Below are 25,537 nucleotides of genomic sequence, written 5' to 3'. Positions count from 1 at the left end.
GAGGTCTGAAATGGTTTTTGAATATCTTATGCAGGCAGTCTTTACTGTGCTGACTCCCATGAATATGCTCGTACTCTTCCTCTCAGTTGGGGCAGGGCTTGTCATGGGTATGCTTCCCGGCCTCAGCGCCACCATGGCCATAGCCCTGCTCACTGGCCTTACCTACAATCTCCCTACACAGTCTGCACTCATCGGCCTGCTTGGTGTCTATGTAGGTTCTATCTCCGGTGGTTGCCAGTCGGCAATCCTGCTCAATATTCCGGGGACTCCAGCTTCGGCTGCCACCGCCTTGGATGGGTTTCCCATGGCCAAGCGTGGCGATGGTGGGCATGCAATCCTCCTTGCGACCACTAGCAGTGCCCTCGGCACCTTGATCAGCGTTATCTTTGTCTTGACCCTTACCCCCTTTCTTACGAACCTCGCCCTGAAGTTCGCCAGTTGGGAGTTTTTCCTGATCTCAATTTTCGGAATTCTCATCTGCGGTGCCCTTACGGCCCCAGGCAACGCCCTCAAGGGTTGGCTCAGCGGCATTCTTGGTCTTCTGGTCGCCATGATCGGGTTGGATACAGTGGATACCTTTGCCCGTTTCAGCTTTGGGAACGTCAACCTCATGTCCAACATACAGCTCATACCGGTGATGATCGGCCTGTTTGGCTTTCCTGAGGTGGTAAAATCCTTCAAGCGTGAAGGTTCCGGCATTCCCCTGAAGGTAGCAAAGTTCCAGTTCAAGCGTGGCCTCTCCTCTGTGTTCAGGAATTGGACTGCAGTGATACGCTCCTCCATAATCGGGGTCGTGGTTGGCATCATCCCTGGTGTCGGCGAAGATACCGGCGGCTGGCTCTCCTACTGGGCGAGCAAGTCCAGGAGCAAGGACCCCGACAGCTTCGGTAATGGAAATGAACTGGGAGTCATTTCTGCAGAGACAGGCAACAATGCCTGCATCGGTGGGGCTCTCATTCCCGTACTCAGCCTGGCAGTCCCCGGCTCGGCCCCCGCGGCAGTGCTTTTGGCAGCCTTTTTGATGCATGGCTATCGTCCTGGCCCCCTTCTGATGACCGAGTCCCCCTCGTTTGTCTATAATGTGAGCATCTACCTCATTGGAGCTTCCCTGATGATGTGGGTCCTGGCACTCATCATCTCACGGGGAACCGTACGTATTCTGGGGATCAACAAGAAGATTCTCATGCCGGTCATCTTCTTGCTCTGTGTAGTCGGCTCCTACTTGATCAACTACACCTATTTCGACATCAAGGTGATGTTTGTCTTTGGCCTGATAGGCTTGGCCCTTACCTCGGCTAACTTCCCGGCAGCTCCGTTCCTGCTTGGTGTCATACTTGGGCCCATGGCTGACTCAAACCTTAGGCGAGGCCTTCGTCTTTCAGATGGGTCGCTTCTGCCGATGCTCCAGCGTCCGATCTGTCTCTTCTTCCTGGCGATCATCGTCTTCATGATCCTCGGGCAGACGGGATTGCTGAAAATACTGAAAAGGAACCGTTCATGAAACAATTTAGGATAGGATTTATTGGTGGCGGCTTTGCAGCCGCCTTGCATGCCCATGCCTACAAGAGGGTCCCCGGCTTTGAGGCAATCCTCTATGCTGTGGTCTCTGCAGACCTGGAGGGGAGCAAGGCTTTTGCTGCTGTCCATGGATTTGAGAAGGTCTATGCAACGGTTGACCAGCTGCTCGCCGACCCCAGTGTCGATGTCATTGACATCATTGTTCCCCCCAAGGACCATGTCTCCCTGGTACGAAAAGCCATGGATATGGGCAAGCACGTCATCTGTGAAAAGCCGTTCAATGGATATTTCGGAAAGGGCAGTGACGACAAGAGCCTGATGTACGAGAAGGTCTGCTCTGAGTTGGATGAGTTTGCCTCCTACCTGCAAGGAAGGAAAGAACAGCTGTTCTATGCCGAGAACTTCATCTATGCTCCTGCTGTGGTAAAGATCAAGGAATTTTTGGAAACCACGGGGGAGAAGGCTCTCTTGCTCAGGGGTGAAGAGTCCCATAGCGGAAGCCATGCCCCCCACGCCGCGTTGTGGGAGGCGAATGGGGGAGGATCCCTCATCCGTCAGGGTTGTCACCCCCTCAGTGCCTTGCTCTACCTAAAGCAGGTGGAGGCAAAAAGCCGCAATGAGGAGATTTGGGTAAGCAGCGTCCTGTGCGACTCCTCATTGGTAACCGCACAGCTGCCCCGCTCTGAGAAGGGTTCGATCCTCTCCAAGCCTGTGGATGTGGAGGACTGGGCTCAGACCATCATCACCTTCAGCGACGGAACCAAGGCCGTCGTCACCAGTGGGGATATGATCGTCGGGGGAGTGAGGAATAGTGTTGAGGCGTTCACCTCCAACGCCTGCTATGTGGGCAATATTGCCCCCAATGACAGCTTTGTCTGCTATCATACTGATGATTCCAAGCTTGGTGATGTCTACTTTACCGAAAAGGTCGAAACCAAGAAGGGTTGGCAGCAGGTCTTCCTCTGTGAAGAGGAGATGCGCGGCTATGTCGGGGAACTTGAGGATTTCTTCATCTGCCTTTCCACCGGCAAGAAGCCAGAATCTGGGTTCTCCCTTGCTGATGAGACGATGAGGGTGCTCTATGCCTCCTATGCATCTGCTGAGCTTGGCAAACGGGTCTTTTTGGAGAGGAAATGATGCAGAAAATGGATGGGATGAACTACGCCCCCGTTTCCCAAGGAAAAATTACCGTGGTCGTTGGTCCCGGAGAGTTTTGTTTTTCCGTGATAGGCCTCGACCATGGGCATATCTTTGCCATGACCAATGGCCTGCTTGAGGCTGGTGCAACCTTGGTCTCTGTCTTTGACGAGGATCCTCTGAAAGCGGAAGCATTCTGCAATCGCTACCCCCAAACTAGGATGGCACCATCTGTGGAGAGCATCCTCCGTGATCCCTCGATCCAGCTTGTTGCCAGTGCGATCAAGCCGGACGGGAGGTGTCGTCTCGGCCTGGAAGTCCTGCGCTCCGGAAAGGATTACTTTGTGGACAAGCCAGGCTTGCTCACCGAGGAGGAGCTGCAACAGGTCCGCCAGGCGTGCAAGGAGAGCAAGGGCAAGTACTTCATCTATTTCGGTGAGCGAATCCATGTGGAGGGAGCCCTGCTTGCAGAGCAGCTCATCAGGGAAGGGAAGGTGGGGAGGGTAGTCTCGATGACCATCCTTGCCCCCCATAGGCTTAACCCCTCCTCCCGAGCCCCATGGTTTTTTGACCCCCGACAGAGTGGCGGTATCCTCACGGATATCGGTAGCCACCAGATAGAGCAGTTCCTTACCTTTTCTGGGGCAAGGGAGGCTACGGTCATGCATAGTGCCAAAGCCAACTACCACAACCCCGACCATCCGGATTTCTCTGATTGGGGGGAGTGCAGCCTGGTGGCCGACAACAAGGCTACCTGCTATTTCAGGGTTGACTGGTTCACCCCTGACGGGATGGGAGCCTGGGGTGATGGGCGAGTCTTCATCATCGGTACTGAGGGGACCATCGAGATACGCAAGTATCTGGATGTAGCATCGTCGCCTAGCGGTGACAATGTCTACTTTGTCGACAAGGAAGGCGAACACAAGTATGAGGCAACCGGGAAGATCGGATTTGTCTTTTTTGGGAAGTTCATCCTTGACTGCCTCCATCGAACAGAGGAGGCAATGACTCAGGAACACGTGTTCCTGGCAACCAGGCTTGCCCTGGAAGCTGAGAGGGTGGCCCGGGTCATTTGAGGTAGGTCGTGCACCTCTGTGTCGTCTCCCTGACGATGAGTTCGGTATCCATATACATGTTCCTGATGGGGATCTGCTCTTTGCAGATCCTTTTTATGAGCATCTCGCAACTGAGCAGGCCAAGCTGGAACTTGGGCTGGTTGACCGTTGTGATGGAGGGGGTGCACATCGAGGAGAGCTCAATGTTGTCAAACCCTACGATGGCAATGTCCTCAGGGACCCGCAGTGCTGAGCGCCTCGCCGCCTTGATGGCAGCCGCTGCATAGACATCACTGCTGGCAAAGAAGGCATCGGGTCGCTTTTCAGAGTTGAGCAGCTGAAACGCAGCAGAGACCGCCATATCGTAGCTGATCTCATGCAGTTGGATAACCAGGTCGCTGTCCTTCTCCAGTTTTGCGGCAGCCAGGGCCTGCAGGTACCCCTTCAGGCGGTCCTGTGCGTATTTGTACTCTATCGGGCCGTTGATGAAGGCAATGCGCTTCTTGCCCAGGGAAATCAGATAGCTTACCGCGTTGCTTGCCGCCGCCACATCGTCAATGGTGACAAAGGGGATGTCCATGGAGGGGATGCACTCGCAGCACTGCACAAGGGGGACCAGGGACTCAAGCTTGAGAAGGTTGGCCCGGGAGATGCAGTTTGTGCTTATCAGGCCAGCTGCGTTGGTCTTTTTCAGAAGGGCAGTAAACGCATCGATGGATTTGTCGTCGATGGGATCCTCATTTATCAGCATATTGTACCCATTGCGCTGGGCTGCAGCCTTTGCCCCCCCGATGATGAGGCTGTAGAAGGGGTTGTCCAGGGAGGGTATGTTGAAGATGATCAGGTCATTGGTCTTGGCTGAGAGTGCCTCAAGGGCCGAGGTGTCGTACCCCAGGACCTTCATGGCATCGATGACTGCATTGCGGGTCTCTTCCCTGACATTCGAGGAGTTGTTGATGACTCTCGATATTGTGGCAATGGAAATCCCTGAATTGGCAGATATTTCTGAATAGGTTATTTTTTTTGGGTGTTTTATCATGTTCTGTTCCTGAACTCCAGCATAGGGGCTAACTTCCCATTATTCAAGAATAATTTGTAAATACTGAAAAATTTTTCATAGATACTTGGTTATTTTCGTTGTTTTGCAAACATTATCGAGAAAATACTCAAGAAAACAACGAATTACGAAAAAAGTTGACTTGTTTTCAGAAAGATTTATACTTATGGACAAGCAGGCAACCTAGCATTTGCCTGTCAGGAGGTTCGTATGAAGAAAATGTTGACCGTTTTAGCTATCCTGCTGGTTGCTACCAGCGTCGTCTTTGCTGCCGGTGCTTCAGAATCGGCTGCCAAGAAACAATTGATGGGTGTAGTCACCCCCAGTGCAGACCATGGGTTTACCGCTGAGTCCATCCGCCATTGCGAGGCCCAGGTGAAGGCCCTTGCAGCAAAGAATGGATTTGACTATCGTTTCATGACTGCCGCTGAGTCAGGGGAACAGAGCAATGCTGTCGAGACCATCCTCGGTATGAAACCCTCTGTAATGGTTCTCTGGCCTGTGACCGGTGATGAACTGCGCTCTGCAGCCCAGTCTGTGATGGAAGCAGGGGTTCCCCTCATCGTCTATGACCGCTTCATTGAAGGCCTAACTCCCACTGCTGAGATCTCTGGCGACAACGTGGCCATCGGTGTAGGTGCTGGCAAGTATTTCAACGAGTACTTCAAGGCTGACCTTGCAAAGGGAAGCGTGAACTACCTTGAGTTCAAGGGTGACAGTTCCACCGTCCCCATGGAAAGGACCAATGGTTTCCTCTCAACTGCAAGCAAGAACTTCAATCTGGTGCAGTCCTTTGTAACCAACTGGAGCCAGCAGACTGCCATGGAGCAGATGGAAAACTTCCTCAATACCAAGAGCAAGGCTGAGATCGAATCCATCCAGGCCATCTGGACCCATGATGACGAGATCGTCTTTGGTATCGTCGAGGCCCTGAAGAACTACCATGGAAGTGCCAAGATCAACATCCGCCTGATCAATGGTGTCTCCGCTGGTGAGGGCTTCATGAAACTGTTCGAGAACTCCGGCCTCACCGGTGTGGATTTCATGACCTATACATTCTCTCCTTCCATGGTCCGCGATGCAGTGGATTTGGGTTGGAAGGCAATGCAGGGCGAGAAGCTTGAGAAGAGCTACAAGGTCCCTACCGAGATGATCGACAAGACCAACTACAAGGCCTACATGCAGGGAGACCTCTACAAGACCCGCTATAGCCTGTAAGGTTGCATCTTTTGTAGTGTATGGTTGCCCATAGGGGGTAGGATAGCCTACCTCCTTGGGCAACTTTGTAGATAGGAAGGGAGTGTAAGCCTCATGATTCTGGAAATGAAGAACATTGTGAAGTCCTTCGGGCCGGTGAATGCATTGAAAGATGTCTCCTTCACCACCCAAGGTGGTGAGATCCATGGCCTGTTGGGCGAGAATGGGGCCGGGAAAACCACCTTGATGAACGTGCTCGCCGGTACCTTCCCTCCCGATGGCGGGACCATCCTCATCGATGGAAAGGAAGTTGTGGGGATGACCCCACGCAAGGCTGCAGAGCTGAAGATCAGGTTCATCCACCAGGAGCTGAACCTCTGCAACGACCTTACTGTCTACCAGAATATGTTCTTGGGTGAAGAGTACACCAGGAATAGATGGAAAGTTGACAAGAAGAGGGAGCTCGAGCACACCCAAAAGGTGCTGGACTCGATGAATTCGGGCATTTCTGCCTTCACTGTGGTGGCAGAGCTCGATACAGCCCAAAAGCAGATGGTCGAGATCGCCCGTGCCCTGCTCTTTTCCTCAGAGCTCATCATCATGGATGAGCCTACCACAGCCCTGAACAACCAGGAGATCATGAAGCTCTTCACCATCATGGAGAACCTGAAGAAAGATGGGGTCTCCTTCATCTACATCTCCCACAAGATGCCCGAAATTTTCCGTATCTGCGACAGGTATACCGTCCTTCGGGATGGATCCTTCATCGAAAGTGGAAATATCCGGGATATTGACGAGCATAAGGCGACGGAACTCTTGGTAGGCAAGCGCTTTGTTGAGGCGCATATCAAGGACGGCATTCCCTCTTCCATCACCGAAGAGGTGGTGCTCAAGGCAACGGCCCTGACGGGAAAGACCTTCAAGGATGTCTCGTTCTCCCTTAGGCACGGTGAGATCGTGGTGTTTACCGGCCTGCAAGGTTCGGGTACCGATGAGCTGGCTACCTCGCTCTTTGGCGCTACCGATCTTGCAAGTGGTACCATTGAGACCAAACGGGGGCCCCTCGCCCTCAAGGATATCCGCACCGTCATGAAGAGCGGCATCGCCATGATCCCGAGAAACCGCAAGGAGAGGGGCATCCTGCCCGACCTCACCATCAGGACCAACAACTCGCTTGCCTATCTGGTGACCAAGCACAAGGGCCTGTTCGTAAGCCAGAAGCAAGAGCATGCACGGTTTGAAAGAAGTCGCGAACGAATGAACATACGGGTCTCCAGTGACCTCGACCTGATCACCTCCCTCTCGGGGGGGAACCAGCAGAAGGTCATCCTCAGCCGTTGGCTTGAGATAGATGCCGATGTCTATATCATGGACAATCCAACCCAGGGTATTGATGTCGGAGCCAAGTTTGCAATCTACAAGTTGGTGGTAGAGCTCGCTAGCCAAGGCAAGTCGGTGCTCTTCTTCACCAGCGAATATCCGGAGATACACCAGCTGGCTGACCGTTGCTTTGTCCTCTACAAAGGGGAGGTGGCTGCCCAGCTGGATAGGGCTACCATCTCTGAGGTCTCCATCATGGAGTATTCAACAGGAACATACAGGGGGAATCTAGAGTGAAGGGTCTATCGGTCAAGGACATTAACTGGAAAGAGAATTGGAGGAACATCACCACCAATTACAGCCACTGGCTGAGTTTCATACTGCTGTTGGTTGTCGCTGTCATCGTCAGCCCTGCATTCCTCTCCTGGAACAACCTCACCAACCTGTTCGTGCAGGGTTCCATCGTGGGCATCTGTGCCATGGGGATGAGCCTCATCATCTCAGCTGGGATGATAGACCTCTCCGTAGGTTCCTCAGTTGCCTTGCTGAGTGGGCTGGGGGTGCTGGTTCTCAACTCAACGCAGAGCATTCCCCTGACCCTGCTCTTCTGCCTGGGTGGCGGTATGATCGTGGGTCTGGTCAACGGCCTGCTGGTCACCAGGGGCAGGATCGCCCCCTTTATCGTGACCCTGGCCACCATGTCGGCATGGAGGTCGGTCATCAACCAGCTCGGCCAAGGAGGTCCCTTTACCGTCGGCAAGGTGATGTATGCCCCTTTCAGGAACATTGCCGCAGGGCGTCTCTTCGGCATCCCCCATCTGATGCTTTTTCTCATCCTCATCTCCTTTGTTACTGCCACCCTCATGGGAAAGACCAAGTTTGGCACCTATGTCTACGCTGTGGGTTCCAACCAGCAGGCTGCAAGGCTTTCGGGCATCAATGTCAACAGGGTCAAGACGCTGATCTTCACCTATGCCGGTACCCTCTACGGTTTGGCCGCCTTTTTGCTTGCAAGCAGGCTTACCTCCATCCAGGCCGCAAGTGCCGGCTCTGGCTATGAGATGGATGCCATCGCCGCAGTAGCTATCGGGGGAACTTCGATGGATGGCGGAAGGGGGAAGATCCTGGGGACCTTCCTGGGTGTGCTGATGCTGCGCATCATCAACACCGTGCTTATCATGGCCAACGTTCCTCCCTTCCTCAACGGTCTGGTAACCGGTGTCATCATCATCGTTGCCGTACTAGCACAGAGCACCAAGAAAGGAAAATAGGAGTCTGCATATGCAAATAGGAATAGTCGGGGCGGGAGGCATGGCCTCCTACCATTGCAAAGGTTTCTCCCAGGCAAAGGCAACGGTGGTTGCCGTAGCCGACTTCAATACCGAAAAGGCCCTCTCCTTTGCCAAGGAGTTTTCCATCGCCCATACCTGCACATCCCTTACGGAGATGCTTGCACAATTTCCCCAGCTTGACGCCATCTCCATCGTGACGCCCAACAAGTTCCACGCTCCACTGGCCATCGAGGCACTTGAGGCAGGCAAGCATGTCTACTGCGAGAAGCCACCTGCCAGGAATGAGGCGGAGATGCAGGCTATGTATGATGCCGCCCAGGCTTCAGGGAAGAAGTTGATGTTCGGTTTCAACAATAGGGCACGCCCGGAAGCCCAGGCGATCGCGTCCTACATCCGTCATGGGGTGGTCGGCAGGATCAACTCAGCCCAGGCCACCTGGATCCGGAGGGCTGGCATCCCAGGTTTTGGTGGGTGGTTTACCGACAAGGAGCTCTCGGGTGGCGGTCCGGTGATCGACCTCCTGCACATGATCGACCTTGCCCTCTACTTCATGGGCTTTCCCAAGCCAAAATGTGTCCTGGCTTCCACCTTCAATGATTTTATGGGAAACCCCGATTTCAAAGGGCCCTGGGGTATTGCAGATGGAAGGGGGGCAATGGATGTGGAGACGGCCGCCCATGCGATGGTAACCTTTGAGGATGGCCAGTGCCTGATGATACGGAACTCATGGGCTGAAATGAACGAGAGGGAGGTCGTATCGGTCACCTTCCAGGGAACCAAGGCGGGAGGGAAGGTCCAGCGCCTTTTCGACCTTGATGGTGACGATGATACAAGCCAGGACAGCTGCACCCTCTTTACCGAGGAGTTCGGCAGGCAGGTCAACCGGCAGATCATCACCGAGAGGGATGAGGCGATGGGACGCATTGCCAACGCCGTCAATTTCGTAGAGAGCATACAGGGGAAGGCTACGGCCCTCAACACGCCTCAAGAGGCTCTGACCCTGATGAAGATCACCGACGCCATCTATGAGTCAGCGAAGACCAATACAGCAGTAGTGCTATAAGGGAGAAATGTATGGGTAGGCTAGTGACACTGGCTTCGGGCCAGTTCGGGGATCTGTCATTGGAGGAGCTCTGCTCCTTGGCCAAGGAGATGGGGTATGAAGGCCTTGAATTGGCTACACACGCCCATTTTGATGTTTCGAGGGCCTTGGGGGACGACTCCTACATTCCCTATGTCTGGAAAACGCTTAGGGACCATGGCCTTGGGTGTGTGGCGATAAGTGCCCACCTGACCGGCCAGTGTGTTGGGGACATCTGGGACGAGAGGCTTGACAACTTTGCCCCATCCAATCTCTCGGGCAAGCCTGAGGCCATAAGGGCCTGGGCAATTGAGGAGATGAAACAGACCGCCCGGGCTGCCAAGGCCTTTGGCGTGCATATTGTCAATGGATTTACCGGCTCTCCCATATGGGCCCGTTGGTACTCCTATCCTCAGACCTCAGAGAAGATGATCGAGGATGGCTTTCGCCTCATCCACGAGCTGTGGACTCCCATCTTCGATGTATTCGACGAGTGTGGGGTGAAGTTCGCCCTAGAGGTCCACCCGACGGAGATTGCCTTCGACTACTATACGACGGAGAGGCTGTTCAGGCTGTTCGACTATCGCAAGACGCTAGGGCTCAACTTCGACCCCAGCCATCTTGTGTGGCAGGGGATCAACGAGGTTACCTTTGTCAGGGATTTTGCCGACCGCATCTACCATGTCCACATGAAGGATGTCAAGCTGCTCAAAAACGAGCGGGGTGGGGTGCTTGGTTCCTTTCTCCCCTTTGGTGATACCCGAAGGGCGTGGGATTTTGTATCGGTCGGTCATGGGAATGTCGACTTTGACGGCATTATCCGCGAGTTGAACAGGGGAGGGTATACAGGTCCTCTCTCGGTAGAGTGGGAAGATTCCGGCATGGACAGGACAACAGGGGCAAGGGAGAGCTGCTCCTATGTGAAGCGGATGAACTTCTCCTCTTCCCAGATTGCCTTCGACTCAGCCCTGCAGACCAAGTGACATCAGAGGATAATGTCCACCGAATCCCGCTTCCTATGTTTGGTTGAGAGGTTCTTGCTTGTTGCGTAGGCCGCTATCACCGTACATTTCTCCCCTGGGACGAAGGTTGCATCGTACAAGTCCTTTGAGTCCCGGGCAAGGGAGAAGGTGATGGTGGTCCTGTTCTTCTCCTCCAGAAAAGAGATTGCCCTTGCGGAATCCTCTCCTCCAAGGGTGACATCGCTACGGTGGGTCGTAAGACCGGTGCCAAACTCATCGCTGAGATAGACCTGCCCGTTCTCCACGAACGCAAGGATGTAATCGGCATCCTTCATCCTCCGTGTCGGATTGAAGCCCAGGGCCATCCAGCCAGTGGTGGGGGCCGTCATGGTGAACTCGATCTCCTCGTCCTTGAAGGCCCAGGAGAACGACCAGTCGGTCCCAAACTCTGCCCTGTTTTCCGCAAAGAGGGAAACCGAGCAGAAAAAGAGTATTGTCAAAAGGAAAAAATGCTTAAGAGCCTTGTCCATTGGCTGTCTCCTCGCTTGCTAAATCTGCACCCAGCTTTTTTTGTTGCGGTGCATAGCACTCTATTGATACTATAGGATAGACGCCAAAGCAAGGACGAGCCCCCCCTAGAAAATCTGATTGTGCTGCCTTTGGCTAGGAGTGTCCATGAACTATCTGCAAGATCTCGCCTATCGTCAGCTGTTGGGCTTTCCCCTTATCGGATACCTGGGAATCCTGAGCTACCTATCCCTGGTCACCACGGCCCTCATCACCATCCTTACCCGGCGCAAGATCGTGAAGATCCACATCCGGTTCCACTTCCGGTTTGCCTATCTCACCCTAGGCCTTGCAACGATACATGCCATTTTTGCATTGGTGGTCTACCTATAGGGTGTGTTTCTCCGCGCTAAGCCGTACCACCTCACTCCTCTCCTGGTAGGGTTTTTGTGCCCACCGTGAAAAATGCCCCCAGTTTTGGGTATATTCCTTTGATAATTCAATTTTTTCATGTTACTATATCAATGGCTTTAAGCATACAAATGGGTGTTGGCCAACCGTGCTAGATCAGGGAGTTCGTTAGGGATGATGTATTCTTCTCAAAGCCATCACGTAGAGTTTTATTGCCTGGACGATGCCTTATGGACGGTTAGTGATGGGAGTGATGACCTGCTCTCCTTTCTTGACTGTGCAAGGGCGTTGTTTGAAGAGGTCTACCTTAAGTCCCTGGCCAGGCTCATCTCCCAACCAAAGGACCCCCATCTTTCTGAGACCCAACTGGTGCAGGTATATGGGATACCGTGCATCCTTTCAGCGCAAAAACAGGGGAAGAGCTGGTCTGTTTGCCTTGACAGGATTCCCTTTGTAACATGCTCGCTAGGGACCGACCTGCACCAGCTCGGTCTTTTTCGTTTTTCAGGGGGCACTGTCCTACAATGGGCCAATGACCGTTTCTATGAGCTGCTTGGCTTGCAAAGAGATGCCTTTGCTTCTGAATACTCCAATGACCTTTGTGGTGTAGGGCCCCGATTCACCTCGTTGCCCCAGCTAGGATACCTCTATGATGAGCAGACCAATTTGCTCTTCTTTGCCAATCCCCATGCTGGTTTCTGCTCCCCTTTGCCTGAAAATACCACCCTATACACCTACCGAAAGGCCCTGCAGACCAATGGGATGCGGGTCTGGCAGTATGACCTTGCCTCCCGGTCCCTCATGGGATTTCAGGCTCCCCCAACATACCTGAACCATCTGGAAGGCCTGCATGCCCTGCTTCATGCAGGACAGAACACCTGTTCGGCGACTTTCTATCTTGAGGACGATGGCAGGTATGTCTCTGTGCAATACCATAAGAGTGGTTCCGTCGCCTTTGCCGTTGAGCAGGACATATCCTCCTACACCAAACGGCTCCGGTTCCAGTTTTTTGAGGACCATCTCAAGGACAATGAACTGCTGCCCTTGCAGCGGGTTGTCAAGGCAGACCTTACGGAAGACTCCCTCTTCTATACGAGGAACAACGACAGGGGTGGTGGAGACGAACACTACAGCCAAAAGACCTACTCAGAAGTATTCGATTCGATTATCAATTCCATAGCCTTCGATGAGGACAAGCAGCTCTTTGCCCAGAAGTTCAGCCCGGATGCACTTCTTGCTGCCTATGAGGGAGGCCAAAGTGAGCGTAGCCTGGAATACCGGTCCTTTGATGAAGGAGGGAACATCCTCTGGTTCGAGAGCAGGATGTTGTTGCACCGCGAACAGGAAAACCACCATCTCCTTGCCTTGGGTACTTCACGCTACATTACTGGCAAGAAGAGGATCGAACTGAGCCTGGCGGGGAAGGCAACCCGCGATCCTGCAAGCGGCTTCTATGACAGGCCCACTTTTTTCCAGATGGTAGACCTCTCCCTGAAAATAGGGGGGGAAGAGGGTATAGATTCCTACGCTCTGGCCATCATCGAACTGCAAGGCATAGGGGCCCAGAGCCTCACCTTGTTCTCACTCATTTCCCAGGTATTTCGCCTGGGGCTCAATGAAAGGTGCATTGTGGGTCGGCTTGATTTCAACCATTTTGCCCTTTTCTTCGAGAAGGTGGTCAACAAGGTCCAGATGAGGATCAAGTTGGCACGGTTGGCAAACATGCTGACCAACGCCTCCCTCTATGTCCCCATCGTGCAGAACCTCAACACCTTTCTTGGATTTACCACCGGAAGGTATCGTGAGGATAGCTCTTGCGCACTGTTGCTTGAAGAGGCTTCCTTGGCCTTGGACAAGGCCCATGAGCGAGGGCGAAACCAGGTGGTCGCCTATGCATGGGAGGATGAGGAAAACCCCGATACGGTACGGCCCCTCAACCTCCTGGATTCCCATGCGCAAGGGGTTGTGCTCGGATGCATGGATGCAACCCTCTCCAGCGATGATTTGAGCTCGACCATGCCTCTGGTATTGTCACAGGTCGGCCTCTACTATGCAAGCAGACGTGTCTGCCTCTTGACCCAAGAGAAGGGAGGGGCCCTGGAAGTTGCTGCAAATTGGGAACCGGGCCCGTCATCTGGCCCATTGCCGTCGTTGCCATACGACCCCTTCCTCACGCTTTTTGAAAAGCAGGAGGTGAAGAAACTAGCGGTTCCGGATTTGGATCGGGAGTTTCCTTGTCTCGATGGATCCACCCTTCTGGTAGGAAACCTCCAGGTGTGGGGCATGCAACGATGCTATCTTGTTGTGCTCGACCCTTCGTCGGACGATTTCTCCGTATTGGCACACTCTGTCCAACTTATCAGTAGTGAGATGACCAAGCGCCGACTGTTCGAACGGCAGGAGTACCTTGTCTACCATGACAGCGTGACGGGGCTGAAGAATTTCCATGGATACAACCAGTACATCTCCACCCTTGTGGAGGATAGCCTCTCCTCAATTGCCCTTGCCATTGTGGATGTCAACGACCTCAAGGAGATCAACAAGCACCATGGCAAGGAGTATGCAAACAAGATCATAGCTCTGGTTGCCCAGCTTCTGAAGCAGTACTTCCCCAAAGGGCATATCTTTCGCATCTCCAGCCATGAATTCCTAGCCATTCGCCATGACATCACCTATAAGGGGTTTTGCCATAAGGTAGAACGGCTAGCCAGCGACCTGAGCCAGAACTACCCACGTATGACAACGATAGCCCAGGCATGGTCCGAAAAGAATATGCAGATTACCGTGCTCTACAACCAGGCTTCAATGGAACTGGAGGCCAACAGGAAAAATGCCCTGGACCTCTCCAATCCACGTGAGCACTACCAGGCATTCGATGATCTGACATCCTCGATCCAGAGAGGGGAGTATCTTGTCTATCTCCAACCCAAATTTTGCAGCACGACCAGGGCCGTCTGTGGATCTGAAGCACTCATCCGTCATCTGCACCCCTCCCATGGATTGACATCGCCCTCGAAGTTCATTCCCCAACTGGAACAGGATGGCCTGATAAAATACATCGACCTTTTTGTGTTTGAAGAGGTGTGCAAGACCCTGAAACGATGGAAGGAGGGTGGGGAAAGGCTCCTGCCCATCTCGCTCAATTTCTCCCGTCTCACCCTGCTCGACGAAAACCTGATACCCCTGATGGAGGAGATCCGCAGCCGCAACAGTGTGGAGAGCCGGTTTGTGGAGATTGAGATCACCGAAAGTTTCGGGGCTCTGGATAGGAATCTGGTAAAGAAGGTGGTCGAGGATATCGACCAGGCAGGATACTGTGTATGCATTGATGACTTTGGTTCGGAATACAGCAACCTCAGCACCCTCACCTCGCTTCCCCTTGGGGTCCTGAAACTGGACAAGAGCCTGATCGATTCCATGTCCTCAAGCAAGAAAGGCCAGGTATTTGTTGATGGATTCATCAACATCTGCAAAAACCTGGGGGTCAAGACGGTGGCCGAAGGTGTGGAGACAGAGGCCCAGTTTGACCTGATGAAAGCTATGGGCTGTGATATGATCCAGGGCTATTTCTTTGACAAACCGCTGTCCATCAGCAGCTTTGAGCAGAAATACCTGCCCATGTAGGATATTTTATGCATTTTTTCTGCATATAAATAGACTTACTGCATATGTTGATGGTACACTCCTTCAAAATGTTCTTGCGATATGGTCACCTCTGGCCAGAAGGATGTAGGTATGGAGAAGAAAAACATCGATTGGGGAAGCCTTGGGTTTGCCTATACCAAGACTGACAGCCGATATGTTTCCCACTGGAAAGCGGGAGTCTGGGATGAAGGGGCCATGGTCTCTGATGCTGAGGTAACCATCAGCGAGAGTGCAGGGGTTCTCCAGTATGCCCAGACCTGTTTTGAGGGCCTGAAAGCCTATACCACAGCAGACAACAGGGTCGTGGCGTTTCGCCCTGACCTGAATGCCAAGCGCATGAGCGACACTGCAAAGAGGCTGATGATGCCCTCCTTTGATGAAGGACGGTTCATTGATGCCCTCGATCAGGTAGTGAAGGCCAACCTCGCCTATGTTCCCCCCTATGGCAGCGGGGCAACCCTCTATATCCGACCTTTCCTGTTTGGCAGTGGTCCTGTCATTGGGGTAGCACCCTCACCTGAATATACCTTCAGGATGTTCTGCACCCCGGTAGGCCCCTACTTCAAGGGCGGGGTCAAACCCCTAAAGCTGATGGTAAGCGAATATGACCGTGCAGCTCCCCAAGGGACTGGCCACATCAAGGCAGGGCTGAACTATGCCATGAGCCTCTATGCAGGCTATGAGGCCAAGAAACAGGGATTTGCCGAGAACCTCTTCCTCGATGCCGCGACCCGGACCAAGGTAGAGGAGACAGGGGGAGCCAACTTCATCTTCATCACAGCGGACAACAAGGTCATCACCCCCAAGAGTCCGACGATCCTGCCTTCCATCACCCGCCGTTCGTTGATGTATGTAGCCGAGCACTATCTCAACCTGGAGACGGAAGAGCGGGATATCCTCCTCACCGAGGTAGCATCCTTCAAGGAGGGCGGACTGTGCGGTACTGCTGCGGTCATCTCCCCCATCGGGTCCATCACGACAGCAGAGGGAGTCATCAACATGCCTAGCGGAATGGACACCATGGGCCCGGTTACCCAGAAGCTCTACGACACCCTCACGGGGATTCAGATGGGTAGGATCGAGGCCCCTGAGGGGTGGATCCACGAGATAGCCTAGGCCCTTTTCCCAAACAAAGACCATCGGAATGCACCTGTCTTTTGCGAGGCAGGTGTTTCTCGTTCTTAGCCTCGCTGAATAGGAAAGCCGGTTTCCCTATCTTCCTCTATAGGAGATCGCACAGGAAACCCCTCAAGATGCTTACAAATTGGCTGCGGTGGTATAGAGTGAGGGGAAAGGAGACGAAATGGTGAGAAGAGTGCTCCCTATCCTGCTGTCTCTCCTCTTTTTGGGACCTTCCCTTTCCGCAGGCCCCTGGAATAGGATTGAGACCGAATATACCACCATCATCTTTGCACAGGAGGATGTGGACCAGGCCCAGAGTTTGGCCTCCTTTGCCGATGAGGTCCTCCTCTCCCTTGCCCAGATGCTCGACCACCTTCCCAAAGAGAGGGTCCCGGTCATCCTGGCAGGCAGGCCAGCATGGGCGAATGGTATGTTCTCCCCATTTCCCGCCTCCATCACCCTCTATCTTACCAGTCCTGTTGACCGGTTCCTCGGTTCGCGTTCCTCTTCCTGGCTGAGGAGCCTCTATACCCATGAGCTGACCCACTACCTGCACCTCACCTCCCCGGTGGGAGTTGCCAAATACCTGCGTTTCTTTGGCCCTGAGGTGCCAGCCTTGAACACCGTCCTCATGCCTGGGTGGTGGGTCGAAGGAATCTCCACCTATGCAGAATCGGCCTTCGCTTCCGGCGGTCGGGGTGATGAGGCCCTCTTCACCCTTTCCTGGAGCTCCCCCATGGTGGAGGATTCCCTCTGGACCCTCAGCCAAGGCCGGTACAACTCGGCCTTTCCTCCCAACGGCAGGATCTACACCACTGGCTACCTTATGGTTGACTACCTGGTTCGCCACTACGGAAGGGAGAGCTTTGCCAGGGCAAACGCCACCTACGCATGGTTTCCCTTCCTTGGCCTGAACGGTGCCCTCAGGAAAGAGACAGGCCTCTCCCCAAAGGCCCTCTTCTCCTTGGCAGTTGCAGAGCGAAAGGCGGAAATCCCAGCCATTCCCTCCCTAGGGACCCGTATTTCGCCATCCAGGGTAGGGGACCACTACCTTCCTATCCGGACAGAGCTTGGATTGGTGGGGTACTCCTATTCCCTGGAAAGGGGGGGGGAGCTTATCAGGTACAATGAGGATGGGTCATTCGATACGGTAGAGGATCTGGGCCATGTCGACAGGGAATCGATCTCCCTGACTTTCAGCAAGGCTGTCTTCTCCTTCGTGTGGGCTGATTCGTTCAGCTCCCACTCCCTTCCCCTTGCCTCTGATGGATACAGCGACCTCATGCTCTATGATTTTTCCCTGGAGAGGTTCTTGCGCATCACCCAAGGCAAGATGCTCTCCCACCCAGCTCTCAGCGAGGATGGGACTCTTCTGGTTGCCATCGAGCAGAAGGGTGACAGGTATCTCCTTGTGCAGGTCGACCAGAGAAGCGGAGAGACCTCCCTCCTCTATGAAAACCCCCATGCAAGTGTGTACGAACCCCAGATCTCTCCTGACAAGGCCCATATCGTAGTGGTGGAGATTGGTGGGGGTAACTCCTCGCTGCTCTCCATCGGCAAGGACGGAAAGGCCTTTGTTCTGGTCGGTCCAACAAGAAGCGAGATACGCTCCCCTAGGTTTGTCGACGATGAATCCTTGCTCTTTGTTTCGGACAATGAGCTGGGGATGGCTCTCTACCGGTATGACTTTTCCACAGGGGAGGTGGAGAAACTGCTGGAAGATCCCCAAGGGGTGCTCGCTGCCCGAATGGAGGGGGATACCCTTCTCTACGAGACCTATACGGCAAAGGGGTATGGGGTACAGTCTGTTCCCATGGCTATGGTACATGGCACTCCCATCAGGATGCAAGAAAGCGAGCCTGCTCCCCCAGCCGCTGCACTAGTGGACTATCCCTCTAGGCCCTATGCAGACCTCCTACGTCTCAATCTGGTCATTCCCTTTCCGTTTGCCACGGAAAGCTCCCTGCAACCCGGATTGTATTTCCATAGCCAGAGCCTGCTCAGGAGGCACCAACTAACAGGCCAGGCGGGGTGGGATCTCCAGGAGGGGAGGCTGCTTGCCAACCTTGACTACCTCTACAGCCCTGGATCCTATTCGCTTGGTGTGAATATCTCGTTGCTGGAGCTACGTAGGGCCTCAGTGAACCTCTCCTTGCCCTTATGGTACTCAGCCTCTATCCATGGTTCTTCCCTGCTTTCCCTGGGGACAGGACTCCAGTTTGTGATGGGGCAGTCGGAATCTGCCTATGGGCTCTCCTCCTCCCTTGGCTACCAGTGGCAGGAAAGAAGCATGCCCAAGGATTTCTTTGGGTCCTCCCATGGCTCTGTCTCACTGGGGATGCAGGCCCTTGCCTACAACTTCCTGGCCCCTGACCGCCTTCGTGTCATGGGGGGTATGGCCTATCAGGGCCGGCTGTTCTCCTCTTCTCAGATGGTGGAGGCGGAGGTGGAGGCAATGGCCATCAGCAAAGGGAGCCTGGGTAAGGATGTGCTCCCCTATGAGGGATTTTCAGCCATCGCCCTCGATGGGAAGGCAAAGGCCCTCCTTTCAGTCCGGTATCACATTCCCCTTGGGTTGCTCGACCAGCCGATCCCCTATGGGGGGCTTACAGGCCTTGGGCTCTCACTCTCGTTGCAAACGGCCCTCTACCATGATGGTATGGCCCTGATGTGGGACAAGGAACTCATCGCATCGGCCCGGCTCACAGCCTCCATGGTCCTGGGGACCGGGGTGGAGGTGACTCCGTTTGTGGTCCTTTCCTATCGGGTGGAAGGGGGGGCTTTCAGTTTTACCGTTGGTCTGGATGGAAAGGCTCTGGGTACAGAGCTTAGGTCAATGGGGGTCGTTGCCGATATCTAGGCCAATTCCGACCAGAAAGAGCCAGGGCCCTACATGCGGGGCGAAATAGGCATCTTTCTCCCTGATGGATTGTGTCCAGAAGACATACTGCAAGGTCGCGGACAGCCTGGGGCGATAGCTGTTGTTCTGGGTTACCCACTGGCCATCCCTGCCAAACCGCACTCCAAGTTCCAGCAAGAGTGTTGGCCTGATCTCCTCGATCTTTACCTCGGTGAAATGTTCCTGGAGGTTGAGCCGCTGGAATCCTCCCAGCCCCTTGAGGTAGGGGTAGATGAACGGCGTGGCCTGCCACTGCTGCTGGTAGCCAGCTACCAATGAGGCGACTGTCATCCTCTTCTCCTGATTATCCATATCGTTGTACAGGGGCCCGCTCTTATGCCGGGTCTGTATGATGAAGTGGTCAAAGGCCAGGGAGAACAGCCTGTTCTGATGCCCTTGCATGTCATAGAGGATTCCCAATGAGTAGACAAATTCAGAGCTCTCATAGGTCTTGGGCTGGAAAAGCTGCATCACATCTATGCCGAATACCCCATAGGAGGAACCACTCTGCTGGTGGTAGACCCAAGAGTTGGTGACAAGCCCACCGTCAAAGTAGTAGGAGTAGGTGGGCCCTGTGAAATGCTTGACCATTTCTGAGTGTGCTGGCTCGTCATCGAAATCCTGCATGAAGGAGTAGCCAGCCTTGATGGTCAGTGAGTCCCCCAGCTTGATGAGGCCAACTGCCTGCGTTGAATCCTCCCACCCGAAGGTATGGAGGTAGGAGAGTTCAAGGCCAAGCTTCACCCAGCGGAAAGGAAAGAGTATTTGTGCTGTCGAGCCTAGGTTGAGATGGGCCGTGCTCTCTTGCTTGTCATAGTCCAGCGTCAGTTTGGGGCGGTCTATCCTCTCGTGGAGGCCATTCTGAATGGTGTCGAATCCTAGGTTACCCTCCACACTCACCCCTATCAGGGGGGTGTAGATGAAGATAAAGGGATCTGCTGTGAAGGAGAAAGGGGTGTATACATTGATGTTTACCTGGTCATATCGCCTCTCTGTCCTGAGCCTGTCGGTAAAGCCCAGGGCATCGACCTTGATCGAGGCTATATCCTTTGCGGTTACCATCAGATGGCCGCCGAAGGAGAGCCCGTCGTCCAGATTGTCGCCCAGGCCCATGGTGTACCAATCGTTCCCCAAGCCCATGTGGAGGTGGGTGATGGAAACCGCGCCAAGGGGTGTCATCGATAGCAGGAGCAGAAACAGTGACAGGAGTTGTATCCTTTTCATCGTTTACTCCTTCTCTGAGAGTTCTAGCCAGCGGTCTTCCATCTTTTCAAGCTTTGTGCTGTTGGTATGGTAGCGTTCCGTCCTTTCAGCCAACGTGCCCAGTTCGGTCTCCTGGCCATCGGAAAAGCTCGCTTCCAGAAGAGCCTGCAGGCCCTGCAGCGCTTCCATCTTCTCCTCTAGCTCATCCAGCTCCTTTTTCTCGCGAAAGCTCAGGCCCTTCTTTTCGCTTTTTCTGGACCCTGATTCCCCTTTGGCTGGGCTCTCCCGTCTTGCAAGGTTCTGCTGTTGCTGTTCCTCATCCTTCTGGGCCTGGACAAAGCCACGCCACTCGCTGTACGGCCCTGGGTAGAAGCTGACCTCGCCCTCCATGTCCAGTACGAACAGTTCGTCACAGGTCAGGTCGAGGAATGCCCTGTCATGGGAGACAACCAGTGTACACCCAGCAAAATCCTGCACATACTGCTCAAGGTTCTCCATGGTGGGAAGGTCAAGGTCGTTGGTAGGCTCGTCAAGCATCAGGAAGTTGGGGTCGGAAACCAGGCGTGAGACAAGGTAGAGCCTGCGCCGTTCCCCACCGGAGAGGGATGCGATGGAACTCCTGTGCATGGAGGCATCGAAGCCAAAGATCTCCAGGAATCTGGCGGCGGTCACTGTCTGCCCTTCGCTGAGGGTAATGCGTTCGCTGATGTCCTGGATGAACTCCAGGATTGCCTTGTCGGAGGCGAGGTTTCTCCCTCCCTGGTCATAATAGCCGAAGACGGTATTGACCCCCTTGTCTATCTCCCCGCTGTCAGGCTGGAGATGGCCACAAAGCATGTCCAGTAGGGTTGATTTGCCCGACCCGTTGGGTCCGACCACCCCGATCTTCTGTCCCTTGGTAAAGGAGTAGGAAAAATCAGTGATGATGGGAGAGTCCCCATAGCTTTTGGAGATCGCCTTCACTTCCAGGATCTTCTTGCCCATTCTCCTTGAGGAGGAGCTGAAGCTGCTCTGGGCAGTTTCCGACACATCCTTTTGGGATGCTATCATCCCCTTGATCCTATCCTGTCGGTTGGTATCCTTGCCTGTCCTTGCCCGTGGCCCACGTTTGAGCCATTCAAGTTCCCTTCGGAGGATGGTGGTGAGCCGGTCCTGCTCCTTTTGCATCATGCTCAGCCTCTGGGCCCTCCGTTCAAGGAAGGCTGAGAACGAGCCGGGGTGGAGGTAGATCCGTCCACGGTCGAGCTCGAGGATCGCGTTGCACACGGCATCGAGGAAGTAGCGGTCGTGGGTGACGATGATCATGGTCATGGGGCTCTGGCTCAGATACCGTTCCAGCCATTCGATGGTCTCAATGTCGAGGTGGTTGGTAGGTTCGTCCAACAGCAGCAGCGTTGGCTTGGCACAGAGGACCCGTGCCAGGGCAACCTTCTTCTGCATACCCCCTGAGAGGGTCTTCATCGGAAGGGAGAGCACATCGTAGAGGCCCAATTCGCCCAACAGAGAGGTATAGTCACTCTCAAGGTTCCAGCTCTGGGTAAGGTCGAGTTGTTCGGTAAGGTCTGCAAGGGTAGCCTTGGCCTGCTTGGTCTGCTCTTTGGCAATGACGGCATGGTAGGCTTTCAGCAGGGCGATGCGCTTCCCGTCTCCCTTGTAGAGGTAGGTCTGGACCGTATCGTTCTCGTCAAACAAGATCTGTTGGGTGAGCATGATCAGCTCGGTATCACGGGCGGTAGCTATGGTGCCGCTATCTGAGTAAAGCTCCCCTTTCAGAAGCCTGAGGAAGGTTGACTTGCCTGTCCCGTTCTGTCCAATGAGCCCTACATGGTCCCCACCTTCGAGGCCGAAGGTGACGCCTTCGAACAGAGGCTCGTCGTTAAGGGTTTTTGAGATATTTTCAACTGAGAGTACATTCATGGCCTAAGATTACCGTAATGGGGTGGGCTGGGCAATATGCCTCAAGGGTTCTTCTCGTCAGGCTGCCAAAAATAGGATGGCAATGCCGAGAATGGAAACAAAGGTAGCCAATAGGCTTGAAGTGGATATCTTTTTCTTGAGGATGAACTTGTCGATGGGCAGGAGGAGGATGGGTGTCGTCTGGGTAATGGTGGTGACGATTCCCACGGGCGCCAGGGTAAAGGCCTTCATCTGGCTGGACATGCCCAGCACAGGTCCTACCATGGCGGCCAGGAAGAGGAGCAACAGCAGTTTGGGGTTCCTGAAGGCTGCAAACTGTGAGCGGGCGTTCCGTTTGATGATGAAGCTGTAGATGATGAAGGCCATCAGGCCACCCACGTTTCTCAAAAGATTGGTCGATACCGGACCGGTAGAGTCCAGGGCATACTTTGCAAGCAGAAAGGAGAGTGACTGGAGAATCGAGCCGAGAATGGCGAAGGCCATGCCCTTGGTCCTTTGTCTCTCCTCAGTGGTATTCTTTTTTGCCCTCATCCCCCCGACTACCATGAAAACCACTCCGAGGATTGTCAGCAGAATTCCTACGATCTGGGAGGCCTTCAGCCGTTCGGCGAACAGGAAGTAGGAGAACAGGGCCGTTACTACCGGGGAGAGTGTCATGATGATCATCGATTCCCGGGGTCCCAGCCATACGTAGGCATAGAAGAGCAACATGTCGGTAATGAAGTATCCGATGACCCCGCTTGCAAAGAGCACCAGGTAGGTCTGTGCGGAGAGAGAGGTGGGGAAAAAGCTCCCCTCGGTAAGGTAGGCAAGCAAAAGGATTGCCGGCAGTGCCAGCCACATGCGCACGTGCGCAACTGCATCAGAACCTACTTTGGCGCCAAGGTAGCGGTAGATGATCGAGTTCTGTGCCCAACAGGCTGCGGTGAGCAACCCGAGCAGCTGTCCTATGACTAGGTTCCTGTCCATAGGGCTGACAATACCACAACCGATACAATGATTACAGCAGTCTGTACAAAATAAAAAGGGTGGGCAATCGAATTCTCTTTCGGTCAATATTCTTCTTTGTTCTGCCTTGGCGTTGACCTCTCCATTGCAGGGTCAGTACAATGAGGGCATGACTAAAGATATATCACTCAGACTGTCCCCAGCGACAGCTGTAGACAACAAGGCCGTGCAAGAGATGGCCGCCAAAGAGGCCAAGTTGCCATTGGAAGAAGTTACAGGGATGCGCATTCTTCGTCGCAGTGTCGACGCCAGGCGTAATCCACCAGTTATAGATATGAGCGTTCGCCTCTTCACCGGCGATGCTGAGGAAGAACTGTTCGAAACAACGCAATTCCCGTTTGTAGGGGACAAGAAGCAGGTAGTCGTGGTAGGGGCAGGCCCTGCCGGCCTGTTTGCCGCACTGCGGCTCATCGAGAAGGGCCTGAAACCGATCGTGCTCGAACGCGGGGTTAATGTGCGCCAGCGCAAGAAGGACATCGCGGCCCTCTCCACACAAAAGGTAGTGAACGGCGAGAGCAACTACAGCTTCGGCGAGGGTGGGGCAGGTGCCTTCAGCGATGGCAAGCTCTATACCCGGGCCACCAAGCGTGGGAATGTGGGAAAGATCCTCTCCCTGTTGTGCCAGCACGGAGCCTCTACTGAAATCCTCTATGAGGCGCACCCCCATCTTGGGACGGACAAGCTTCCCCTGATCATCGAACAGATCCGCAACACCATCCTGGCTAGCGGAGGGCAGGTCCATTTTTCCACCAAGGTTGTTGGCTTCCACAAAAAGGGAGGCAAGGTCCAGGGTGTCATTACCGAAAACGGCGAGACCTTTGCAGGCCCTGTCATCCTGGCAACCGGCCATAGCGCACGGGACATGTATGAATATCTGGATCGGGAACATATCGCCATAGAGGCGAAGGCCCTGGCCATCGGGGTGCGCCTTGAGCACCCACAGATCCTCATCGACAAGATCCAGTACAAGAACGAGAAGGGCAGGGGCGAATTTCTTCCTGCAGCAGAGTACTCCTTTGTTACACAGGTTGACGGCCGCGGTGTCTACTCCTTCTGCATGTGCCCTGGCGGCTTTGTTATCCCTGCGATGACATCAGAAGGCCAGCTTGTGGTCAACGGCATGAGCTCTTCATCCAGAAAAGGGCAGTTTGCGAATAGCGGCATGGTCGTTGAATTGCACCCTGAGGACCTTCCCCAGGAACAATTTGGCGGGAACCTTGGGGTGATGCACTTCCAGCAGGCCTTGGAGGAACGGTGTTTCAAGGCAGGGGGCGGCACTCTTGCGGCTCCAGCGCAGAGGATGACGGATTTTGTCAACCACAGGCTATCGAAGGACCTTCCTGACACCTCCTATGGACCGGGCCTCGTCAATGCAGACCTGCATAAGATTCTTCCTTCGTTCATCGCCGAGCGTCTGGCAACGGCATTTTCTGCCTTTGGCAGGAAAGCCCATACCTTCCTTACCAACGATGCAGTGCTTATAGCTGGTGAGACCAGGACCAGCAGCCCTGTGAGGATCCTCCGCGACAAGGAGACCAACATGCACATTGAGCTGGAAGGGCTATTCCCCTGTGGCGAAGGTGCCGGGTATGCTGGAGGTATCATAAGCGCTGCCATGGATGGCGTGAACTGTGCCGATAGCGTAGTTGGATATCTTGGATGCTGACAGGCTTTCCTCCCATCGAGAGCGAACGGTCGCACACCCTGATCCTGGGAACAGGACCGAGTGTGCGCTCCAAGCTAAAGCAACAGTACTACGGCCATGAGCGCAATGCGTTCTGGCCGATACTGAGCTCTCTTCTGGGAGGGGCGATCGAGACCTACGAACAGAAATGGCTTCTGCTGCTCGACCATGACATCGCCCTGTGGGATGTCCTTGCGAGCTTTGAACGCAAAGGGTCCTTGGACTCCTCCTATACAACGGTGGTTGCCAATGACCTCAAGCTGTTCCTGGCCTCCCATCCAATCATTCGGAAGGTCCTGTTCAATGGAAAGAAGGCCGAGGCTCTGTACAAGAAGCTGGTCGGATTCTATCCAGAGAACATTGCCTTTGTAACGCTTCCCTCAACCAGTGCGGCATATACGCTGAGCTTTGAAGAAAAACGTGAAAGATGGGGCAAGGCTCTAGAGCTGTAGGCATCACCATGCAGGAAGGGCCCCGGGGGTGTACCATTCTTGTATCCTATGCTTTGCCTACAGTATACTT

19 protein-coding genes are annotated in these 25,537 nt (G+C 54.1%); 14 read left to right on the top strand and 5 right to left on the bottom strand.

Annotated features, from left to right (window positions below; translation table 11 throughout):
* Positions 1-10 precede the first annotated feature (10 nt).
* The 3 genes from ROJ03_RS06315 to ROJ03_RS06305 are packed head-to-tail and all read left to right on the top strand — an operon-like array spanning position 11 to position 3,731.
* Positions 11-1,501, top strand: coding sequence for a tripartite tricarboxylate transporter permease (locus ROJ03_RS06315; protein ID WP_313726160.1), 1,491 nt, complete (start codon positions 11-13; stop codon positions 1,499-1,501).
* Positions 1,498-2,655 carry a Gfo/Idh/MocA family oxidoreductase gene (locus ROJ03_RS06310; RefSeq protein ID WP_313726159.1) on the top strand — a complete coding sequence of 386 codons (1,158 nt, stop codon included), beginning with the start codon at positions 1,498-1,500 and terminating at the stop codon, positions 2,653-2,655. Before ROJ03_RS06315 ends, ROJ03_RS06310 begins: the two co-directional genes overlap by 4 nt.
* The gene (locus ROJ03_RS06305; RefSeq protein ID WP_313726158.1) at positions 2,652-3,731 is read left to right on the top strand and encodes a Gfo/Idh/MocA family oxidoreductase; all 1,080 of its coding nucleotides are present in this window, start codon (positions 2,652-2,654) and stop codon (positions 3,729-3,731) included. Before ROJ03_RS06310 ends, ROJ03_RS06305 begins: the two co-directional genes overlap by 4 nt.
* On the opposite strand, the gene ROJ03_RS06300 is transcribed toward ROJ03_RS06305, so the two are convergent.
* Entirely contained in the window at positions 3,724-4,749 is a 1,026-nt protein-coding gene (locus tag ROJ03_RS06300; protein ID WP_313726157.1) for a LacI family DNA-binding transcriptional regulator, read from the bottom strand. The genes ROJ03_RS06305 and ROJ03_RS06300 overlap by 8 nt on opposite strands.
* Before the next feature lie 228 nt (positions 4,750-4,977).
* Between ROJ03_RS06300 and ROJ03_RS06295 the strand changes: the two genes are divergently transcribed.
* The 5 genes from ROJ03_RS06295 (at position 4,978) to ROJ03_RS06275 (ending at position 10,640) form a co-directional block, all read left to right on the top strand.
* On the top strand, positions 4,978-5,985 hold the full coding sequence (locus ROJ03_RS06295) for a substrate-binding domain-containing protein (RefSeq protein WP_313726156.1): 1,008 nt from the start codon (positions 4,978-4,980) through the stop codon (positions 5,983-5,985).
* 105 nt (positions 5,986-6,090) lie between these two features.
* Positions 6,091-7,581 (top strand): sugar ABC transporter ATP-binding protein, encoded by a 1,491-nt coding sequence (locus ROJ03_RS06290; protein ID WP_313726155.1) that lies wholly within the window; start codon positions 6,091-6,093, stop codon positions 7,579-7,581.
* Positions 7,578-8,555 (top strand): ABC transporter permease, encoded by a 978-nt coding sequence (locus tag ROJ03_RS06285; protein ID WP_313726154.1) that lies wholly within the window; start codon positions 7,578-7,580, stop codon positions 8,553-8,555. Before ROJ03_RS06290 ends, ROJ03_RS06285 begins: the two co-directional genes overlap by 4 nt.
* Before the next feature lie 10 nt (positions 8,556-8,565).
* Positions 8,566-9,639: a Gfo/Idh/MocA family oxidoreductase gene (locus ROJ03_RS06280; RefSeq protein WP_313726153.1), complete on the top strand. Its 1,074-nt coding sequence runs from the start codon at positions 8,566-8,568 to the stop codon at positions 9,637-9,639.
* Between the two features lie 11 nt (positions 9,640-9,650).
* Positions 9,651-10,640, top strand: coding sequence for a sugar phosphate isomerase/epimerase family protein (locus tag ROJ03_RS06275; RefSeq protein ID WP_313726152.1), 990 nt, complete (start codon positions 9,651-9,653; stop codon positions 10,638-10,640).
* A gap of 2 nt (positions 10,641-10,642) precedes the next feature.
* On the opposite strand, the gene ROJ03_RS06270 is transcribed toward ROJ03_RS06275, so the two are convergent.
* Positions 10,643-11,149, bottom strand: coding sequence for a DOMON domain-containing protein (locus ROJ03_RS06270; RefSeq protein ID WP_313726151.1), 507 nt, complete (start codon positions 11,147-11,149; stop codon positions 10,643-10,645).
* A gap of 145 nt (positions 11,150-11,294) precedes the next feature.
* Here ROJ03_RS06270 and ROJ03_RS06265 point away from each other — a divergent pair, with 145 nt between their 5' ends.
* The 4 genes from ROJ03_RS06265 (at position 11,295) to ROJ03_RS06250 (ending at position 19,164) form a co-directional block, all read left to right on the top strand.
* Positions 11,295-11,519 carry a hypothetical protein gene (locus ROJ03_RS06265; RefSeq protein WP_313726150.1) on the top strand — a complete coding sequence of 75 codons (225 nt, stop codon included), beginning with the start codon at positions 11,295-11,297 and terminating at the stop codon, positions 11,517-11,519.
* A gap of 192 nt (positions 11,520-11,711) precedes the next feature.
* Positions 11,712-15,161 (top strand): GGDEF domain-containing phosphodiesterase, encoded by a 3,450-nt coding sequence (locus tag ROJ03_RS06260; protein ID WP_313726149.1) that lies wholly within the window; start codon positions 11,712-11,714, stop codon positions 15,159-15,161.
* Positions 15,162-15,242: 81 nt separating this feature from the next.
* A complete protein-coding gene (locus ROJ03_RS06255; protein WP_313726148.1) occupies positions 15,243-16,298 on the top strand; it encodes a branched-chain amino acid aminotransferase in 1,056 nt (351 codons plus the stop codon).
* Positions 16,299-16,485: 187 nt separating this feature from the next.
* Positions 16,486-19,164, top strand: a complete 2,679-nt coding sequence (locus tag ROJ03_RS06250; RefSeq protein ID WP_313726147.1) for a hypothetical protein — start codon at positions 16,486-16,488, stop codon at positions 19,162-19,164.
* Here the strand turns inward: ROJ03_RS06250 and ROJ03_RS06245 are convergent.
* Genes ROJ03_RS06245 through ROJ03_RS06235 form a run of 3 tightly spaced genes read right to left on the bottom strand, consistent with a single transcriptional unit; the run spans position 19,138 to position 23,292 of the window.
* Positions 19,138-20,427, bottom strand: a complete 1,290-nt coding sequence (locus ROJ03_RS06245) for a hypothetical protein (RefSeq protein WP_313726146.1) — start codon at positions 20,425-20,427, stop codon at positions 19,138-19,140. The two genes, ROJ03_RS06250 and ROJ03_RS06245, sit on opposite strands and share 27 nt — an antisense overlap.
* A 3-nt stretch (positions 20,428-20,430) precedes the next feature.
* Positions 20,431-22,323, bottom strand: coding sequence for an ABC-F family ATP-binding cassette domain-containing protein (locus tag ROJ03_RS06240; RefSeq protein ID WP_313726145.1), 1,893 nt, complete (start codon positions 22,321-22,323; stop codon positions 20,431-20,433).
* Positions 22,324-22,380: 57 nt separating this feature from the next.
* Positions 22,381-23,292: a DMT family transporter gene (locus ROJ03_RS06235; protein ID WP_313726144.1), complete on the bottom strand. Its 912-nt coding sequence runs from the start codon at positions 23,290-23,292 to the stop codon at positions 22,381-22,383.
* Between the two features lie 148 nt (positions 23,293-23,440).
* On the opposite strand from ROJ03_RS06235, the gene ROJ03_RS06230 reads away from it, so the two are divergent.
* Both ROJ03_RS06230 and ROJ03_RS06225 read left to right on the top strand, forming a co-directional pair.
* On the top strand, positions 23,441-24,997 hold the full coding sequence (locus ROJ03_RS06230) for an FAD-dependent protein (RefSeq protein ID WP_313726143.1): 1,557 nt from the start codon (positions 23,441-23,443) through the stop codon (positions 24,995-24,997).
* Entirely contained in the window at positions 24,991-25,467 is a 477-nt protein-coding gene (locus tag ROJ03_RS06225) for a DNA-deoxyinosine glycosylase (RefSeq protein ID WP_313726142.1), read from the top strand. The genes ROJ03_RS06230 and ROJ03_RS06225 overlap by 7 nt, the downstream gene beginning before the upstream one ends.
* The last annotated feature ends 70 nt before the right edge of the window (positions 25,468-25,537 follow it).

The sequence above is a fragment of the Sphaerochaeta sp. PS genome, from assembly GCF_032144095.1.
Lineage (GTDB): Bacteria > Spirochaetota > Spirochaetia > Sphaerochaetales > Sphaerochaetaceae > Sphaerochaeta.
The sequence above is the reverse complement of the archived record's forward strand: the minus strand, read 5'-3'. Positions and strand labels throughout refer to the sequence as shown.

Excerpts from the sequence above, each read along its gene's own strand:
- ROJ03_RS06315 (WP_313726160.1), top strand. The coding sequence starts at position 11 with ATGGTTTTTGAATATCTTATGCAGGCAGTCTTTACTGTGCTGACTCCC.
- ROJ03_RS06310 (WP_313726159.1), top strand. The coding sequence starts at position 1,498 with ATGAAACAATTTAGGATAGGATTTATTGGTGGCGGCTTTGCAGCCGCC.
- ROJ03_RS06305 (WP_313726158.1), top strand. The coding sequence starts at position 2,652 with ATGATGCAGAAAATGGATGGGATGAACTACGCCCCCGTTTCCCAAGGA.
- ROJ03_RS06300 (WP_313726157.1), bottom strand. The coding sequence starts at position 4,749 with ATGATAAAACACCCAAAAAAAATAACCTATTCAGAAATATCTGCCAAT.
- ROJ03_RS06295 (WP_313726156.1), top strand. The coding sequence starts at position 4,978 with ATGAAGAAAATGTTGACCGTTTTAGCTATCCTGCTGGTTGCTACCAGC.
- ROJ03_RS06290 (WP_313726155.1), top strand. The coding sequence starts at position 6,091 with ATGAAGAACATTGTGAAGTCCTTCGGGCCGGTGAATGCATTGAAAGAT.
- ROJ03_RS06280 (WP_313726153.1), top strand. The coding sequence starts at position 8,566 with ATGCAAATAGGAATAGTCGGGGCGGGAGGCATGGCCTCCTACCATTGC.
- ROJ03_RS06275 (WP_313726152.1), top strand. The coding sequence starts at position 9,651 with ATGGGTAGGCTAGTGACACTGGCTTCGGGCCAGTTCGGGGATCTGTCA.
- ROJ03_RS06270 (WP_313726151.1), bottom strand. The coding sequence starts at position 11,149 with ATGGACAAGGCTCTTAAGCATTTTTTCCTTTTGACAATACTCTTTTTC.
- ROJ03_RS06265 (WP_313726150.1), top strand. The coding sequence starts at position 11,295 with ATGAACTATCTGCAAGATCTCGCCTATCGTCAGCTGTTGGGCTTTCCC.
- ROJ03_RS06260 (WP_313726149.1), top strand. The coding sequence starts at position 11,712 with ATGATGTATTCTTCTCAAAGCCATCACGTAGAGTTTTATTGCCTGGAC.
- ROJ03_RS06255 (WP_313726148.1), top strand. The coding sequence starts at position 15,243 with ATGGTCACCTCTGGCCAGAAGGATGTAGGTATGGAGAAGAAAAACATC.
- ROJ03_RS06250 (WP_313726147.1), top strand. The coding sequence starts at position 16,486 with ATGGTGAGAAGAGTGCTCCCTATCCTGCTGTCTCTCCTCTTTTTGGGA.
- ROJ03_RS06245 (WP_313726146.1), bottom strand. The coding sequence starts at position 20,427 with ATGAAAAGGATACAACTCCTGTCACTGTTTCTGCTCCTGCTATCGATG.
- ROJ03_RS06240 (WP_313726145.1), bottom strand. The coding sequence starts at position 22,323 with ATGAATGTACTCTCAGTTGAAAATATCTCAAAAACCCTTAACGACGAG.
- ROJ03_RS06235 (WP_313726144.1), bottom strand. The coding sequence starts at position 23,292 with ATGGACAGGAACCTAGTCATAGGACAGCTGCTCGGGTTGCTCACCGCA.
- ROJ03_RS06230 (WP_313726143.1), top strand. The coding sequence starts at position 23,441 with ATGACTAAAGATATATCACTCAGACTGTCCCCAGCGACAGCTGTAGAC.
- ROJ03_RS06225 (WP_313726142.1), top strand. The coding sequence starts at position 24,991 with ATGCTGACAGGCTTTCCTCCCATCGAGAGCGAACGGTCGCACACCCTG.